Here is a 14,509-nt window from a genome sequence, read left to right on the forward strand (position 1 = left end):
CTCAATTGTTGTTAGAAGCTAAAATATAAATACCGATAAATATTATTAAGTAGAAGAGAAACTTTTCCCCTTTTTTTGTATTTTTTCTTTCAATCAAAACTGCAAGGGAAGTTACAATTAATAATATTGATAAAAACATGACGATCATATGATCCACCACTTTTAATATTATACTGACCTAATAAAATAATGCTTTACTTTCTCTAGCTCCTTTTCATACGGAATCCGCTTTTCTATTATATTACTTTCTAATTCCCTTAACTTTTCAAACTGCCAGTCTTCCATATTTTCCGGATTCCACTGTTCTTTGAATAATGTGTATAAAAACAACTCTCTCAATTGCAAAAGGATAATAAGCTGTCCATACATCTCTTCTGAAAGTTGTCGCATGGAAAGATACCCTTTTAAAAAATATGTAAGAAAATAGTGAGGGAAATCGTCCCATTCTGGATGAAAAGAAGTTCCTGTCCATAAAGCATGATAGATGGACACAGCTAAATCTTGAGCAAAAAAATAATATGCACAATCATCGAAGTCAAAGAGAACAATCTCACCGTCCACCATATGGAAATTACCTTGATGAAGGTCTTTATGGATAAGTCCAAAATTGTTTGGAGTCTTAAGAAAGTTAATAAGCTTTTTATTTAAATGCTTGTAATAATCATTCACCCATTTTTCATCAGATCTTATGTTTGCATTACCTTCTGGTCGATCAAAAGAAGCACCAGAAATATTATGCAAAGTTGCCAGCAGCCTGCCCCATCGATAAAAAAATTCACCATTCCATTCAGTACTCTCCAATACATTAACAGGATGACCACCCGTATGGTGAAAAAAAGTTAGCCAATATCTTTCTTGATTCATGGTGATTTCAATTATTTTTTCCAATCCTTCGAATTGAACAGGAGCTGCAAGACGAATTCCTTTATTATGCAAATAATCCAACCATAAAATTTCAGCTTCGATCCATTTTTTCTTCTTATCACTAAACCGAGCAACATATTGACTTTCATCTATTTTAAACGTTGCTACTATATTCTGAAATCCTTCTGACTGAAGGTTAATTTCATAAATTTCACTATTTATTACACTTTTTAATATGTTATTCATTTCTTCTACATTCACTTTACATTCCCTCTTCAAAAAATGCTGTTGGGTATCGAAGTTCCCCTTGAATCCGTTCAAGTTCACCTGTTCTAAGTTCACAAATCATAAATACATCATCAGGAACGTCAAACTGCCGTAATTCTAGCCCAAATGAGCGTGCAGGCTTAAATCCAAATCTCGGATAATAAGAAGGATGCCCTATTAATAAAACGAGTCCATATCCTAATTCCGTTACTCTTTCTAATCCTTCGTGAATCAAACTGCTTCCAATACCTTTTTTCTGATATTCTGGCTTAACAGCAATAGGCGCTAGAACAATTACTTCTGTAGTTTTATCACTTTTCCATATGTTTGCCTTGCTTAATAATATATGTCCAATGACTTTACCGTCTTTTTCTGCGACAATGGACAGTTCTGGAATAAAACCATCAGATTCTCGAATTCTCTCTACCAAATTCGATTCATCTTCTCGATTACCAAACGCCTCAACATTTATATCATAAACAGCTTTATAGTCTTCATATGTTTCAGTTCTAATTTTCATTAATGACCGTACCTCGCATTGCTTCTTTCAAAATTTCGTTAAAAACCTTATTCCACCCATCGTAATAATCGGATACCTTACTAGGTGTAATGAATATTCTCTTTGAAGATTCATATTCTCCTTTAAAAGGATGGACTTTTTGAATATCCATACGATAAAAAACTTGATAACCTATTAATGGATAAGGGCTATTTTCATTCCAATTCATGTTTTCCTGATGATTGACCTCAATATAGCCTAAAAGGTGACAATCACCTTCAACATATCCTTCTTCCATCGCCTCGCGCTTAAAACATTCTTCTGGAGTTTCTTCTGCTTCAATATGCCCTCCTGGGAAATCACAACCTCTATCATCTAAATCGATCATTAATAATTGATTTTTATAGAAGCAAAACCCGTGAACACTAGTAATTAATTTCTGATCTGGAAGAACAGAACTAAAAAACCATGTTAATTTAACCTTTCCATTCCAGTTAACATATATAGAATTCATTTGGATCACCTAGTAACAGGAATCATAATCGTAAATTCAGGATCAGTCGAATAAGGATCTTGATTCATCGGATATTTTTCAAAATGAGTTAAATGGTCTACATTATTTTCATTCAACCCCTCGGACCTAATCCAATCGTAAATATTATCATATGAACGTTCAATACTTTGATCTTTATGATGCTCACATGTTGCATACGTCAACGTAGGAACAAAAATGCTTACCATACCAGAAGGAATGTTGTCCACCTTCTCTACTTCAATAGCAGCATAATGGGTAAAACCATCGCCACCAGGTGTAGCATGATAGGAAAGACCGAGCATAATATCCGGATTTATGATATGAGGAATCTCTTTTAATCTCTCTTTCAGCTCAGTTTGAATTTCACGAATCGCTCCCGCACCTGCTTCAGCAAATGTTCCTTCCCACTTTAATCCAATTGCGTGGAAAGCCTCTTTAGAAGTTAATACGGCATTATTTTTTTGATTGATTGTCATCTCTCAAATCTCCCTTAATAAGTTTATTTTTTTTCCATTATCACAAGTAAAAAAGTAGCAACTGGTCCAAGTATGATGGAAAGTAAAAACCAATTTAATCCACTTCTATTCTTTGCTTGCGCTAATCCTGCATTAATTAAAGTGAGCGTCCCCCAACCAACAAAGTATCCATTACCGTCCAAAACCAATCCACCTTTCACATATGAGACAGAATTTGTTAATATAATTATAATTGATAAATTCTAAAAATTGGTAATAGTTTTTGAAAGAAATTGGAGGAATTATGGAACTTACAATAAAAACTTTAAATTTACTAGAAAAAGAGATAAAGAAGGAAAAAATAAGTTCATGTATCATTCACCATAATGGAAAAAACGTATTTCAATACTATAAAAATAATAAAATGAAAAACAAATTGCATAAAATCAATTCCGTCACTAAAAGTATTGTTTCAATCTTAGTTGGAATAGCCATTGATGAGGGACTAATTCATGATCTTCATACCCCGATTGTCAATTATTTTCCCCAATTAGAAGGTGATAAGAAAAAAATTACAGTAGAGCATTTACTAACAATGACTCCTGGATTTGAATGGGAGGAATTTGGTGCTTGGGGTGGTCGTCCTTTCCCAATGATCAACAGTAAAGATTGGGTTGGTTTTGTATTGGACAAAAAAATGGTCACAGCTCCTGGAGTAAACATGTCGTATAATTCAGGATGTTCTCATTTATTAAGTGCTATTATTCAAAAGACTTCTAGTATGACTTTGGAAAGATATTTATTCGAAAAGCTTTTCAAACCATTGGAAATTAAAGAGTTCAGACTACATCAAGATTCGAAAGGAATTGGAATTGGCGGTTTTGGTCTTTCCTTAAAATCGGAAGACTTATTGAAAATTGGCCTCTTAATGTTACAGGATGGGGTTTGGAAAAATAAACAAATCGTTTCTAAAGATTGGATTAAAGCATCTACCTCAAAAAAAGTTGAAGGTTACAATTGGATTGGATCATATGCCTATCATTGGTGGATTTTAGAGGATGATCGACTTAGATTTCCTATTTACTTCGCAATGGGTTATGGTGGTAATTTTATTATTATTAACCCAGCTTTTGAATTTGTTATGGTATTCACTAGTGAACTTTTCAACGATACGTTTCTTCCATTGGACATATTCAAAAAACATTTGATTAACTATTTCATTGAGTAAATTGTTCTAACACATTAATTTTTCTAAGTTTAAAGTACTAGAAAACATTTACGCTTGCACATGAAAAGTGAATTAAAAAGGAGGATTTTTTATGAGAGAAGAGAAGAATGAACTTTTGGAATGGCTAAAAGCGTTCCTCATTGCTATTGTGTTAGCAGTTGTTGTTCGGCACTTTATATTAACACCAATTGTAGTTGATGGATCATCAATGATGCCGACATTGCATGACCGAGACCGAATGATTGTAAATAAATTGCAATACTCTTTAAAAGAACCAAAGAGATTTGATATTATTGTTTTCCATACCAATGACAATAAAAATTTAATAAAACGCATAATTGGATTACCCGGTGACCGGATCGAGTATAAAGACGATGTTTTATATATTAATGGAAAAGCATATAAAGAACCTTACCTAGATGAATATAAAAAACAGAATGTACTCGATGTTCCTTTTACATATTCGTTTACATTAAAGGATACTCCAATTGGTAATGATATTGTGCCAGAAGGTCATTTGTTTGTAATGGGTGATAATAGAGGACATAGTACAGATAGTCGACATATTGGTGCTATTCCAATAGAAGAAGTGTACGGCTCAGCAAAAATAAAATACTGGCCATTTAAACATTTTCAGGTTGTTAAATAATCTTGTTTATAAAAAATATAAGCTTACATTTATGGGAAACCTCATTTTAAATGTGGTTTCCTTTTTATTGAGGTGAATTCTCTACCTTTGTTCATTTAACTCACCTACAACTTTTTGAATCTTTTCGTCTATTGCAACTTTTTTACTCAGATCAAGTCCGTGCACATAGAAAATTAACACGTTTTTAACTTCATAATAAGTGAAAGATACTAGATTGAAAGTCGCAGTTTTATTCCGAAAATCTTGTAAAGCTTTTTCTCGTTCTTTAATTGAAGTATACATATAGATCAATAACAATTTGTCATCTAATTTATACGAATCAGGTCTTACTCTATTAAGTTTCATTCCAAATATGTTTTTAGTTGGAACTTTCGTGACTTCAAGCAATAAGTTTTGTTCTTTAAAAGCAGATAGAACTTCCTCCAAATCAACCATGTTAGGATCTGAAGTTCGGCATCCAGATAACAACATCATGATATACAAAGAAACTATGACTATCTTTTTCATAGTATCTCCTCTAAATAGTTTGTTTTTTTCTAAAAATAAGAATGACTAATCAAAATCCGTTATTCATTCGCGGATGTTATTTGTTCGTTTAAAGCATCGAGCTTCTTCTCAATTCTATCAAGCTGATTTCTTCGTTTTGAATAAGAATGATATAGTAATACAATTAATACAATTGTGAATACAAGAAATCCAAAACTAAATAATTGAAATAATACATCACCTATATTAATACTTTCCACCTCCAAACATAAATATCATAAGGTTTATAGCAAAAAAAACTTACAATAAGTTTAATACTGACCTAGTTTCAATATAATACTCTCCTAAAGATTACCATATAACATATTTAAATTCTTTATCATTAATAAAATTCCTTTTTTATTCCAAACCTTTTATAGAATAAAACAAACAGGGTATGAATCGTATACGATTTCATACCCTGCTTGTATTGACTTTAAATCCGTTCACTTTACTATCAAAACTGGACATTTCGCATCTTTCGCCACTTTATGACTAACGCTTCCGAGTACCACTTCTTGCAACGCATTCAAACCGCGACTTCCCATGACAACCATATCGCATGTTTGTTTATTAACGTATTCAACAATGAGTGGACCTGGCTCCCCGTGAAGCAATGTTACTTTATATGTAATCTTTGCTTGGTTAAACATTTCCTCAACAGGCAGGAGCTTTTTTCGACGTTCAAAATCCAACGTTTCAGCATCTTTACTTTGGAGTATCTCACTTGATCTTTTTGAATAGTCGATAACAAATACAATTTCTACGACTGAGTCTTCTGTAAAGGAAGCAATTTTCACCGCTTCTTTAGCTGCGCGAATAGAGTTTTCAGATCCATCTGCTGCCAGTAATATTCTTTTGTACATTCTGTTCCCCGCCTTCTATAAAAAGATTTAGCTACCATTTTGTACGTTTTTTCAAAATGATTATAGCTTCATTTTTATCACTTTATATTAATACAACTTTATCATTTACCGCAACATACTAATTTCCCCAATTTCTAATAGATTCAATGAATTAATGATCAAGTGCTTTTTTTTGAATACAATTAAACCACATGCGGAATCATTTGGGATATGTGACATGCTTGAAGATGGTATGTTTGAAAATATTCCTCCATTACAGGAGCTTTATAAGGTTAAGCACGGACAAAAAATAAAAATGCGTTGAGAAAATGTATTGTTTCTCAACGCATTTTTATTTTAATTAATCTTATACAGTGATTTCTGCTTCAATCAACAAAATCGCAAACTGATACTGTAACAATGATTAAAACTTAAATTCCTGTCCAACTTTATATTTTTCATCTTCCAAAACTAAAATCCCTTTTTCCTGCGGTGCGTTAGGAAGTTCTAATTCTCTCGCAGAACAAATCATCCCACTTGAAGGTACTCCGCGAAGCTCTGCATCTTTAATAATCATTCCGCTTGGCATCACCGCGCCTACTTTTGCGACAACGACTTTTTGGCCTGCATCGACGTTTGGTGCACCGCAGACAATTTGCAATTCTTCCGTTCCCACATCTACTTTACAAACACTTAATTTGTCTGCATTTGGATGTTTTTCTTTTTCATTTACAAAGCCTACAACAAATTTAGGTGAGAAATCAGCCTCAAGCTTATCTGCAAAACCGTTTTTCTCAAGCGCTTCATTAATTTTATCGACTAATTCTTTATTTAATTCCACCTGACCATTTGCATCCATTTGAATGTACTGAGAAGCATTAAATAAATTGAATCCACCCGTTTTATTCGTTTGTTCATCATAAATACGGGCAACGTCCCCTTTTCTCTCAAATGTTCTATGTTCAATATCACTTAAATTGATAAGTAGAACATCTCCTACGCCTTCTAAATTATAAAATACATTCATGTTGTAATCCCCTTTCAGTCTTCTTTTTTTTGGTCTTTTGCTAAGATAAAGATTGGTTCTAATTTTCCATCTTCATAAACAAATGAAAGTGCCGTAATTGGAACATTTCCGGAAGTAAAAAAACTCATCGTTAATTCGGCTAGAATATCGTAGCCTGTCCCATTGCGGATATCTCCAATAATTAGAACATCCTGGTGAGGAACAGCAACCACCATATCACCTTCAATTGTTTCGGCTGTTTCTTGAAGGAACTTTTCATTCAAAATCCTGCTCGCATCATAGCCATCGTTCGTATTCAAGAAATAAAAATCATTACCTGCAAGCGCATCTTTTTTCATTTGAGTAGATAATGACCTGACATTAAAACGGGCTATTTCACGAATTTTTTGCGGATCTAACCCCTCTTTTTCAATTAATTTCTCATCTAACATTCGATATGTATTTCCGAGATCGAGAGCATAATAAATTCTTGTTTCGGCTGTATGGTCATCCGTCATAAACTGGATACCATCATTTGTTTCAAGTGGAAAAGAAGTAGACCGAATTACTGGATATATTTTCTTTTCACTTCCTGTCAAGGTTTGTTCTTTCCCCATAACCTCGAGCGCTTCTTCTACATAATAAATAACTTCGTCAATCGCATTCTCTTTATGCTCATGCCATTTTGCCACAATCCCCGGAAGAGCGACCTCAATCCCTTTTCCAGTTTCCTCGTTTTCAATCCGAAGTGTTTCCTTTTCACGATCATATGTAAAAGAACGGCCGTGTTTTTCCAGCCTCTTCTCAAGCTCTCTCCTTAGTTTCTTTTCATCCATTTTCATACATTCAACCCTCCTTGGGCGCCATAAACTATCCTTCATTTTACATGAAAATGTCTTCAGTCTCAAAGAAAGGACCCAAATATTTTCGTTTAAAAAACCTCTACAATTTTGTGTAGAGGTTTTCCTATTTATTCAATTAATTCATTTTATAATCCATTAATAAACTCTTCAATCTCTTCCAACGTCTTACGGTCTTTGCTGACGAAGCGACCTGCTTCTTCACCGCTATGATAAGCGATAAAACTTGGAATGCCAAAAATATTGAGATCCCCACATAAATCAATAAATTGATCACGATCTACTTCGATAAAAGTGTATTCAGGATAATCTGCTTCGAGTCTAGGTAAAAATGGCTCGATAAATTTGCAGTCTCCACACCAGTCGGCAGAAAACATAAAGATTGTACGCTCTTCATTTTTTAATGTTTCAAATTGTTCCACGGATTGCAATTTTTCCATCTTATTTCCCTCCTATGTTGATTAACATTTGGCCCGGTTTGATCCAGCGCTTTCTCATAAATTCCGATATGATTAAGCTTATCACAGCAGGGCCAATAATATGGAGTAAAATGACTTGAAAACAACAGTTGTTGAAAAGCCCATTGTTGATATGTCTATTTTTCCAACGAATTCACTCGTTCCCATTCTTGCACATGCAAAATTGCTAGTCGATAAGCTCTTCAACTGTACAGCTTGAAAAAAAAGACGGATTTCCTCCGTCTTTTCAATATACTTTATTCTTGAAGAGATGTGGAATTAACAATATTCATTAAAGCTTCTGCGTCAGTTGCGAGAGATTTTAAGTCTGATTCAGAAGTTGCTTTGATCCCACCAATTCCGACAGTCACTTCATACATATTTTTATCCATTTCATTAATTACTAAATAACCAAAACGTTCTTTATCTGAAAATGTTTTATTAACAATTACTTTATTTGCGTGGTCCACGACACCATCATAAAGTGCTTTGCTATTACTTTCTTCATTAGGATTATAAAAAAGGATATATGTCTGATCTCCTTTTTCCAAAATAATATTATTAGGAGATTCATCTTTTATTGTAAATCCTGCTGGAAGATTAAATGTAATGGACTGAATCTCTTCATTTGTGTCTGCTGGTTTTTCTTGAAAAGCCTTTTCAACATTTTCCTCGGCTTTTATTTTTTCCTTATCTATTGATTTTCCGCAAGCTGCAATGATAAAAACACTTAAAATAATCAAAGCGCTTACTACCATTTTTTTCATTTTATAGTTTCCCCCTATATTACAAAACTCATATGTCTATCATACTACTCGTAAAAAGAGATTGACAACCCCATACCCGTACAAAGAAAGTAATGGAAATTAATGATACAATGTTGTGTATTACATATAGGAGGGATGATTCATGAGGTTAACCGTCTATTTAGCTGGTGAAATTCATAGTAATTGGCGTGAAGAAATTAAAGAAAAGTCAAAGGCATTGCAGCTTCCTGTAGATTTTGTAGGGCCGATGGAAGATCACGATCGTTCAGATGCGATTGGAGAAGAAATACTCGGTGAACAACCTAATGCCATTTTCCGCGATGCTGCTGCTTCTAGTTTTAACAATTTACGTACTCAAGTACTTATGCAAAAAGCTGATCTAATCATTGCTTTATTTGGTGAAAAGTATAAACAGTGGAATACTGCAATGGATGCAAGTGCTGCTGTAACTCTCGGAAAACCATTGATTCTTATACGCCCTGAAGAATTACATCATCCGCTAAAAGAATTATCTAGAAAGTCCAATGCAACCGTTGAAACAGTCAACCAAGCGATTAAAGCTCTCGCTTATATATTTGAATAAAATATTGTGGAGACTGGTTTAATCATGCCAGTCTCCTCTTTGACCAACCAGTAATTTCATTATATGCATAAACATTTCATCTCGGTTAACCATCCCATGGGTAAAAATACCTACCGCCCCTTCTTTGGTACGTACATTTTTAATCTTACTATAATCCTCCATTACAGGTCCTAACTCCTCCCCTGCTCTCAAGCGCGCAGCAATCTCTTCTGGAAGCTTAATTCGGGCTCCACCTGCAACAATCGTCTTCTTGCCTTTTTCGGCTAAAGCACCATAGTTGATTAAAAAAAGACCATGAGGTGTTTCTGTCACCCCACCTTCAAGTCCTATTGCAATATCTACATCCCCTTGAGTTAAGCAATATTCAGCACGATTCATTGCCCCTCTTATCGTCTCTTCATCAGAAAACGGCATCCCACTTACATTCGATGGAGCATCTAAAGGAATAAGTTCGTTTATATAACCGATCTTACGTAATACCGTTTCAGCTGCCTTGATTTTTGCTGGGTTTTTCGATCCAACTGCTATTTTCATGCTGTCGCTCCTTTAAAAAATACTCATACATAAGAGGCAAAGTTTCCTTCGCCTCTTACCACTTCTTATTTTTGTTTTATAGATTCAATCATAGCACGATCGCTCGCCTTCACCAGCTTCACAATAAGCTCTTTCGCAGCCGCATAATCATCAATATGAATAATCGAGGCATGTGTGTGAATGTAACGAGAGCAGATGCCAATAACACCACTAGGAACCCCTTCGTTAGAAAGATGAACTTTACCTGCATCCGTTCCACCTTGAGAAACAAAATATTGATACGGAATATCATTTGATTCTGCTGTATCTAAAATAAATTCCCTCATTCCTTTATGGGTAACCATGGAACGATCATAAATTCGCAGTAATGCCCCTTTTCCTAGCTGTCCAAATTCATTTTTGTCTCCTGACATATCGTTTGCAGGACTAGCGTCAAGTGCAAAGAAAATATCAGGTTTAATCATATTCGCTGCAACTGTTGCCCCTCTTAAACCTACTTCCTCTTGGACATTTGCTCCTGAATAAAGGATATTTGGAATTTTTTCATCTTTTAGTTCCTTCAATAGCTCAATCGACAATCCACATCCGTAACGGTTATCCCATGATTTTGCCATAATTTTCTTTGGATTCGCCATAGGAGTAAACGGGCAAACTGGAACGATTTGTTGACCAGGTTTGATGCCGATTTTTTTGGCATCCTCCCTGTCATCTGCACCTATATCAATCATCATGTTTTTAATATCCATCGGTTTTTTCCGTTGCTCGTCACTAAGCAAATGTGGCGGAATGGAACCAATAACTCCGTCTACAGGTCCATTTTCTGTGATAATTTGAACACGTTGAGCTAATAGTACTTGGCTCCACCAACCACCTATCGTTTGAAAACGAATCATGCCATTTTCGGTAATATTTGTAACCATGAAACCAACTTCATCCATATGACCTGCTACCATGACAGTCGGTCCATTCTCATCTCCACGTTTTACCCCAAAGATTCCGCCTAAACGGTCTTGAACAACTTCGTCCGCATATTTTTTCAATTGCTCCCGCATAAAGCTGCGTACAGCATGCTCATTTCCAGCAATTCCCGGGAGTTCAGTAAGTGTTTTAAATAATTCGAGTGTTTCTTGATTCATATTTAGACCTCCTGATCATTCCAATATATGTACATTTTTTATTTTACAGAAGTTGAATAGCTCTTGCCATCAATCTGTATATAAATATTTGATAATGCTAATTGTCGAAGAATTAATATGTTTCCTGTATACTAAAATTACTTATCATATTCGGAGGTGCACACGTTTGAACTGGAAATCTTTTATTGCTGGGGCGGTTGCCGGTATAGTCGGAGGTTATTGTTTAAGTAAAAAAATAAGAGAAACGATGCCTTTGTCTGGAGAAGAAGTTCTTGCAGATGTAAAGCACGCTTTTAAAAAAGAAGGAAAAATCGATGGCTCTTGGATGCAAATGAAGCCTGAGGATTATAAAAAATATGCTATTCAAACGAAAGTGTACCGAGGCGGTATTACGACGAGACAAAACGGAGAACGCCAGCAATATGAATTCATCGCTGACGCTTATACAGGAAGTGTTATAGATATTTACCCATTATAGAAAATCAGAGGTGATCCTTCCTCTGATTTTTTACTAGTTCTTTTCCCTATTTCTTTTCACCGAATCCAAAATCTTGCCTTCTTCATCCCACTTCAATGCACGATAATGTCCATCGTGGTAAAAAGTGAACCAATTTTCCTCTTTCATCATAGATGGAATCCACGTCTGCTTTGCTCGAATCGAATCCATTGGATAATCGTCATAAGCAAGCAGCCACAGAACGTTTTGATGGGCATGAGTCGGCATAAGATCTCCCATATGGACAAGACGCTCCCCAGCGCTTTCAATCACAATAATTGAATGACCTTCACTATGTCCACCTGTGTGGATCATTGTGATTGCTCCTTCAATTTCCAGTTCATCTTTAAACGTCACAACTTGATCTTTAATCGGCGCCCAATTTTCTTTCCAATATGTATTCTGGGAACGAATATTAGGATTTCGCATTTCATTCCACTCAACTTCAGATGTGTAAATAACTGCATTTGGAAAAACAGAAGCAAAACCATTTATGTCAGGCTTTGTTAAGCCACATGCATGATCAAAATGAAGATGTGTCATACAAATAATATCTATATCCTCTGGTGTTAATCCTAATTCGGCGAGGGACTCAGATATTTTTGATTCCTCCGTCACGCCAAAATTTCGTTTTTGCTTTTCGGTCAACTTTCCGTTCCCAATGCCAGATTCAATCAATATGTTTTTATCATTTACTTGTAAAAAAATAGGATCAGTCCTTAATTCAATTTGATTATTTTCATTAACAGGATATTTTTTCGTCCATAATGGCTTTGGAACAACCCCAAACATTGCTCCACCATCCATATGAGTGACTCCACCATTCAACCAAGTTAAAGTGATTGCTCCTAGTTTAAAAACTTCCACGAAATCCACATCCTTCCATTCATTACGTTGATTTTAACATTGATGACCAATAAAAAAAATCCACTAAACACGGTTAGTGGATTCAAGCCTATTCGTATTTTACTTCACATCGATAAATTGGATGACCTTTCGATGAGAATTTCTCTTCATATTCGGTCATGATATTTCCCTCAAAATCGCTATTATGCAAATCAAGGCTTATATATTTTAATGCTAGGTCATATTGTGTAAAGCTTACCAACGAATACTCAAACAGACCACGATTATCAGTTTTAAAATGAATTTCTCCTTGATCAATTAAAATATCTTCATAAATACGTAAAAATGATTCGTGTGTCAATCGTCGTTTTTCGTGACGATTTTTCGGCCATGGATCGGAAAAATTCAAATAAATTCGTCCTACATCACCTTTTGCAAAAAACTTTTGCAAATCCTCACCATTTGTATTCAACAGTTTTACATTTGGAAGCTCTGCATCTATCAATCTATCAAGTGCTGCTACAATTACACTTTCTTGAAGTTCGATTCCTATATAATTAATTCCAGGATTTGCTTTTGCCATTCCGGTCACAAAACGACCTTTACCAGTACCAACTTCAACATGAACAGGTTGATTATTACCAAACAATGCATTCCAGTTTCCACGATATTGCTCAGGATTCGGGATCACGTATTGTGGGTAATTTTCAATTTTTTCTTTTGCCCAAGGCTTATGTCTTAAACGCATGTATATTACACCTCGTGTTATGTTTATATGAATAAAAACAGGCTAATATCCGTACACTAGCTACAATACGATTAGTGTAAAAAGGAGTTTTCAAAATGTCACTTAGCCATCAAGATCAAGTTATGTTACTTCAAGATATCTTGGTTAATCACCTTGAAGATTGCTGCGGTTCCGTTTCGGAATGTGAACAATTAGGAAGACTTGTCAAATCCTTGCTCGCCAATAATTCCGTATCCCCGGAAATTCAACCACTCTTAAAAGAAATATATACATATTGTCAATCAGGGAAAAATTCCCCCGATCTCGAGAGTCATATAAATGCCCACCAGGAAGAACTCTCCCAGTGGGTAGGTCAAATTAACACTTATTCATAATGAAAATGATCTAAATAATTTATCCAATATTCCATTTCTCTAAATCGATTTTTATTTTTATGCCATTGGACTGAGAGTAATGTATGGGCAACCGTATACCATTTCATTCGTAATTCAAGTTCGGAAGTCAATGGTTTACCATATTGTTCTAACCAAGTTTCCCAATTGTTTTTTGGAATATACCAATGTAGAAGCAATCCAAGATCCAGAGCGGGATCCGCGATCATCGCTCCATCCCAATCAATTAGATAAATTTTATTTTTATCTGAAATCAACCAATTATTATGGTTCACATCGCCATGACATACAGCCCATTCTTCGAAATCTAAATATGTTATTTCTTTTCTTAGATATTCATGAGCATCTTTTACCAATTTTACATTTCGTAATGCTTGATCGAGGGTTGAATCCACCTCTTCAAGCATCTGGGCAGGCCCAAATGGTATTTTCCCCATACGCGTAAGCATCGTTAAAAGAGGCTGCGATTCATGAATCTTTTTTAATTGTTTCGCAACCCGTTTATCAGCCATTTCATTCGGTTTAAATTCCCTGCCAATTAAATATTGCTGGGCGGTAATCACATCACCATTTTCCATTCTTTTTGTCCAAATCAACTTCGGAACAATCCCCTCTGCTGATAGTACGGCAAGAAATGGTGAAGAATTTCGTTTAAGAAACAGCTTTTTATTATCTTTTTTTGCAAAAAAAGCTTCTCCTGTTGCCCCGCCAGCAGGAGTGATTTCCCAGTCCTGCCCTAATGAAAAATCCACTTTATGTTCACCTTCGTTTATACCAACGGAGCGATTACCCCGAATTATCGTAATAAAAGCGCGT

General features: G+C 35.1%; 24 protein-coding genes. 7 read left to right on the forward strand and 17 right to left on the reverse strand.

The window, feature by feature from the left end:
- Window positions 1-168 precede the first annotated feature (168 nt).
- Genes KHA93_RS10220 through KHA93_RS10240 form a run of 5 tightly spaced genes read right to left on the reverse strand, consistent with a single transcriptional unit; the run spans window position 169 to window position 2,823 of the window.
- A complete protein-coding gene (locus KHA93_RS10220) occupies window positions 169-1,125 on the reverse strand; it encodes a phosphotransferase enzyme family protein (RefSeq protein WP_213110651.1) in 957 nt (318 codons plus the stop codon).
- 1 nt (window position 1,126) lies between these two features.
- Window positions 1,127-1,651, reverse strand: coding sequence for a GNAT family N-acetyltransferase (locus tag KHA93_RS10225; protein ID WP_213110652.1), 525 nt, complete (start codon window positions 1,649-1,651; stop codon window positions 1,127-1,129).
- Complete coding sequence (locus KHA93_RS10230) at window positions 1,641-2,144, reverse strand: NUDIX hydrolase (protein WP_213110653.1); 504 nt, start codon at window positions 2,142-2,144, stop codon at window positions 1,641-1,643. Before KHA93_RS10230 ends, KHA93_RS10225 begins: the two co-directional genes overlap by 11 nt.
- A gap of 5 nt (window positions 2,145-2,149) precedes the next feature.
- Window positions 2,150-2,641: a GyrI-like domain-containing protein gene (locus KHA93_RS10235; RefSeq protein WP_213110654.1), complete on the reverse strand. Its 492-nt coding sequence runs from the start codon at window positions 2,639-2,641 to the stop codon at window positions 2,150-2,152.
- Between the two features lie 23 nt (window positions 2,642-2,664).
- Window positions 2,665-2,823: a hypothetical protein gene (locus KHA93_RS10240; RefSeq protein ID WP_213110655.1), complete on the reverse strand. Its 159-nt coding sequence runs from the start codon at window positions 2,821-2,823 to the stop codon at window positions 2,665-2,667.
- Between the two features lie 101 nt (window positions 2,824-2,924).
- On the opposite strand from KHA93_RS10240, the gene KHA93_RS10245 reads away from it, so the two are divergent.
- Both KHA93_RS10245 and lepB read left to right on the forward strand, forming a co-directional pair.
- Entirely contained in the window at window positions 2,925-3,848 is a 924-nt protein-coding gene (locus tag KHA93_RS10245) for a serine hydrolase domain-containing protein (RefSeq protein WP_213110656.1), read from the forward strand.
- 91 nt (window positions 3,849-3,939) lie between these two features.
- Window positions 3,940-4,497, forward strand: coding sequence for a signal peptidase I (gene lepB, locus KHA93_RS10250; RefSeq protein ID WP_213110657.1), 558 nt, complete (start codon window positions 3,940-3,942; stop codon window positions 4,495-4,497).
- Between the two features lie 81 nt (window positions 4,498-4,578).
- Here lepB and KHA93_RS10255 read toward each other — a convergent pair whose 3' ends face one another.
- The 3 genes from KHA93_RS10255 to KHA93_RS10265 all read right to left on the reverse strand — a co-directional run bounded on the left by KHA93_RS10255 (window position 4,579) and on the right by KHA93_RS10265 (window position 5,888).
- Window positions 4,579-5,004 carry a hypothetical protein gene (locus KHA93_RS10255; RefSeq protein ID WP_213110658.1) on the reverse strand — a complete coding sequence of 142 codons (426 nt, stop codon included), beginning with the start codon at window positions 5,002-5,004 and terminating at the stop codon, window positions 4,579-4,581.
- Window positions 5,005-5,063: 59 nt separating this feature from the next.
- Window positions 5,064-5,243 (reverse strand): DUF4083 domain-containing protein, encoded by a 180-nt coding sequence (locus KHA93_RS10260; protein ID WP_349772347.1) that lies wholly within the window; start codon window positions 5,241-5,243, stop codon window positions 5,064-5,066.
- Window positions 5,244-5,468: 225 nt separating this feature from the next.
- Window positions 5,469-5,888 (reverse strand): universal stress protein, encoded by a 420-nt coding sequence (locus KHA93_RS10265; protein WP_213110659.1) that lies wholly within the window; start codon window positions 5,886-5,888, stop codon window positions 5,469-5,471.
- Window positions 5,889-6,060: 172 nt separating this feature from the next.
- Between KHA93_RS10265 and KHA93_RS23490 the strand changes: the two genes are divergently transcribed.
- Window positions 6,061-6,192, forward strand: a complete 132-nt coding sequence (locus KHA93_RS23490; RefSeq protein WP_267917276.1) for a hypothetical protein — start codon at window positions 6,061-6,063, stop codon at window positions 6,190-6,192.
- Between the two features lie 99 nt (window positions 6,193-6,291).
- On the opposite strand, the gene ytpR is transcribed toward KHA93_RS23490, so the two are convergent.
- The 3 genes from ytpR to KHA93_RS10280 form a co-directional block, all read right to left on the reverse strand.
- Window positions 6,292-6,894 carry a YtpR family tRNA-binding protein gene (gene ytpR, locus KHA93_RS10270; protein ID WP_213110660.1) on the reverse strand — a complete coding sequence of 201 codons (603 nt, stop codon included), beginning with the start codon at window positions 6,892-6,894 and terminating at the stop codon, window positions 6,292-6,294.
- Between the two features lie 14 nt (window positions 6,895-6,908).
- Window positions 6,909-7,715 (reverse strand): DUF1444 domain-containing protein, encoded by an 807-nt coding sequence (locus KHA93_RS10275; RefSeq protein ID WP_233711117.1) that lies wholly within the window; start codon window positions 7,713-7,715, stop codon window positions 6,909-6,911.
- A gap of 146 nt (window positions 7,716-7,861) precedes the next feature.
- Window positions 7,862-8,173 carry a thioredoxin family protein gene (locus KHA93_RS10280; RefSeq protein WP_213110661.1) on the reverse strand — a complete coding sequence of 104 codons (312 nt, stop codon included), beginning with the start codon at window positions 8,171-8,173 and terminating at the stop codon, window positions 7,862-7,864.
- A gap of 115 nt (window positions 8,174-8,288) precedes the next feature.
- Here KHA93_RS10280 and KHA93_RS23495 point away from each other — a divergent pair, with 115 nt between their 5' ends.
- A complete protein-coding gene (locus tag KHA93_RS23495; RefSeq protein ID WP_267917277.1) occupies window positions 8,289-8,411 on the forward strand; it encodes a hypothetical protein in 123 nt (40 codons plus the stop codon).
- 37 nt (window positions 8,412-8,448) lie between these two features.
- On the opposite strand, the gene KHA93_RS10285 is transcribed toward KHA93_RS23495, so the two are convergent.
- Window positions 8,449-8,958: a hypothetical protein gene (locus KHA93_RS10285; protein ID WP_213110662.1), complete on the reverse strand. Its 510-nt coding sequence runs from the start codon at window positions 8,956-8,958 to the stop codon at window positions 8,449-8,451.
- A gap of 142 nt (window positions 8,959-9,100) precedes the next feature.
- On the opposite strand from KHA93_RS10285, the gene KHA93_RS10290 reads away from it, so the two are divergent.
- Window positions 9,101-9,541 carry a YtoQ family protein gene (locus KHA93_RS10290; RefSeq protein WP_213110663.1) on the forward strand — a complete coding sequence of 147 codons (441 nt, stop codon included), beginning with the start codon at window positions 9,101-9,103 and terminating at the stop codon, window positions 9,539-9,541.
- Between the two features lie 18 nt (window positions 9,542-9,559).
- Here KHA93_RS10290 and KHA93_RS10295 read toward each other — a convergent pair whose 3' ends face one another.
- Together KHA93_RS10295 and KHA93_RS10300 are read right to left on the reverse strand one after the other, a co-directional pair.
- Window positions 9,560-10,075, reverse strand: coding sequence for a DUF84 family protein (locus KHA93_RS10295; RefSeq protein WP_213110664.1), 516 nt, complete (start codon window positions 10,073-10,075; stop codon window positions 9,560-9,562).
- Window positions 10,076-10,140: 65 nt separating this feature from the next.
- Window positions 10,141-11,211: a M42 family metallopeptidase gene (locus KHA93_RS10300; RefSeq protein ID WP_213110665.1), complete on the reverse strand. Its 1,071-nt coding sequence runs from the start codon at window positions 11,209-11,211 to the stop codon at window positions 10,141-10,143.
- Window positions 11,212-11,377: 166 nt separating this feature from the next.
- Between KHA93_RS10300 and KHA93_RS10305 the strand changes: the two genes are divergently transcribed.
- Entirely contained in the window at window positions 11,378-11,689 is a 312-nt protein-coding gene (locus KHA93_RS10305) for a PepSY domain-containing protein (protein ID WP_213110666.1), read from the forward strand.
- A gap of 33 nt (window positions 11,690-11,722) precedes the next feature.
- On the opposite strand, the gene KHA93_RS10310 is transcribed toward KHA93_RS10305, so the two are convergent.
- Together KHA93_RS10310 and trmB are read right to left on the reverse strand one after the other, a co-directional pair.
- Complete coding sequence (locus tag KHA93_RS10310) at window positions 11,723-12,574, reverse strand: YtnP family quorum-quenching lactonase (protein ID WP_213110667.1); 852 nt, start codon at window positions 12,572-12,574, stop codon at window positions 11,723-11,725.
- Window positions 12,575-12,662: 88 nt separating this feature from the next.
- The gene (gene trmB / locus KHA93_RS10315) at window positions 12,663-13,301 is read right to left on the reverse strand and encodes a tRNA (guanosine(46)-N7)-methyltransferase TrmB (RefSeq protein WP_213110668.1); all 639 of its coding nucleotides are present in this window, start codon (window positions 13,299-13,301) and stop codon (window positions 12,663-12,665) included.
- Between the two features lie 95 nt (window positions 13,302-13,396).
- Between trmB and KHA93_RS10320 the strand changes: the two genes are divergently transcribed.
- A complete protein-coding gene (locus tag KHA93_RS10320; RefSeq protein WP_213110669.1) occupies window positions 13,397-13,675 on the forward strand; it encodes a YtzH-like family protein in 279 nt (92 codons plus the stop codon).
- On the opposite strand, the gene KHA93_RS10325 is transcribed toward KHA93_RS10320, so the two are convergent.
- Window positions 13,666-14,445 carry a phosphotransferase family protein gene (locus tag KHA93_RS10325; protein ID WP_213110670.1) on the reverse strand — a complete coding sequence of 260 codons (780 nt, stop codon included), beginning with the start codon at window positions 14,443-14,445 and terminating at the stop codon, window positions 13,666-13,668. The two genes, KHA93_RS10320 and KHA93_RS10325, sit on opposite strands and share 10 nt — an antisense overlap.
- Window positions 14,446-14,509: the final 64 nt, after the last annotated feature.

This window comes from Lederbergia citrisecunda, from assembly GCF_018343695.1.
GTDB classification, from domain to species: domain Bacteria; phylum Bacillota; class Bacilli; order Bacillales; family Bacillaceae_C; genus Lederbergia; species Lederbergia citrisecunda.

What these genes read in the sequence shown, in the direction of transcription:
- KHA93_RS10225 (WP_213110652.1), bottom strand. Translation starts at nt 1,651, where the DNA reads ATGAAAATTAGAACTGAAACATATGAAGACTATAAAGCTGTTTATGAT.
- KHA93_RS10230 (WP_213110653.1), bottom strand. Translation starts at nt 2,144, where the DNA reads ATGAATTCTATATATGTTAACTGGAATGGAAAGGTTAAATTAACATGG.
- KHA93_RS10235 (WP_213110654.1), bottom strand. Translation starts at nt 2,641, where the DNA reads ATGACAATCAATCAAAAAAATAATGCCGTATTAACTTCTAAAGAGGCT.
- KHA93_RS10245 (WP_213110656.1), top strand. Translation starts at nt 2,925, where the DNA reads ATGGAACTTACAATAAAAACTTTAAATTTACTAGAAAAAGAGATAAAG.
- lepB (WP_213110657.1), top strand. Translation starts at nt 3,940, where the DNA reads ATGAGAGAAGAGAAGAATGAACTTTTGGAATGGCTAAAAGCGTTCCTC.
- KHA93_RS10255 (WP_213110658.1), bottom strand. Translation starts at nt 5,004, where the DNA reads ATGAAAAAGATAGTCATAGTTTCTTTGTATATCATGATGTTGTTATCT.
- KHA93_RS10265 (WP_213110659.1), bottom strand. Translation starts at nt 5,888, where the DNA reads ATGTACAAAAGAATATTACTGGCAGCAGATGGATCTGAAAACTCTATT.
- ytpR (WP_213110660.1), bottom strand. Translation starts at nt 6,894, where the DNA reads ATGAATGTATTTTATAATTTAGAAGGCGTAGGAGATGTTCTACTTATC.
- KHA93_RS10275 (WP_233711117.1), bottom strand. Translation starts at nt 7,715, where the DNA reads ATGAAAATGGATGAAAAGAAACTAAGGAGAGAGCTTGAGAAGAGGCTG.
- KHA93_RS10280 (WP_213110661.1), bottom strand. Translation starts at nt 8,173, where the DNA reads ATGGAAAAATTGCAATCCGTGGAACAATTTGAAACATTAAAAAATGAA.
- KHA93_RS10285 (WP_213110662.1), bottom strand. Translation starts at nt 8,958, where the DNA reads ATGAAAAAAATGGTAGTAAGCGCTTTGATTATTTTAAGTGTTTTTATC.
- KHA93_RS10290 (WP_213110663.1), top strand. Translation starts at nt 9,101, where the DNA reads ATGAGGTTAACCGTCTATTTAGCTGGTGAAATTCATAGTAATTGGCGT.
- KHA93_RS10295 (WP_213110664.1), bottom strand. Translation starts at nt 10,075, where the DNA reads ATGAAAATAGCAGTTGGATCGAAAAACCCAGCAAAAATCAAGGCAGCT.
- KHA93_RS10300 (WP_213110665.1), bottom strand. Translation starts at nt 11,211, where the DNA reads ATGAATCAAGAAACACTCGAATTATTTAAAACACTTACTGAACTCCCG.
- trmB (WP_213110668.1), bottom strand. Translation starts at nt 13,301, where the DNA reads ATGCGTTTAAGACATAAGCCTTGGGCAAAAGAAAAAATTGAAAATTAC.
- KHA93_RS10320 (WP_213110669.1), top strand. Translation starts at nt 13,397, where the DNA reads ATGTCACTTAGCCATCAAGATCAAGTTATGTTACTTCAAGATATCTTG.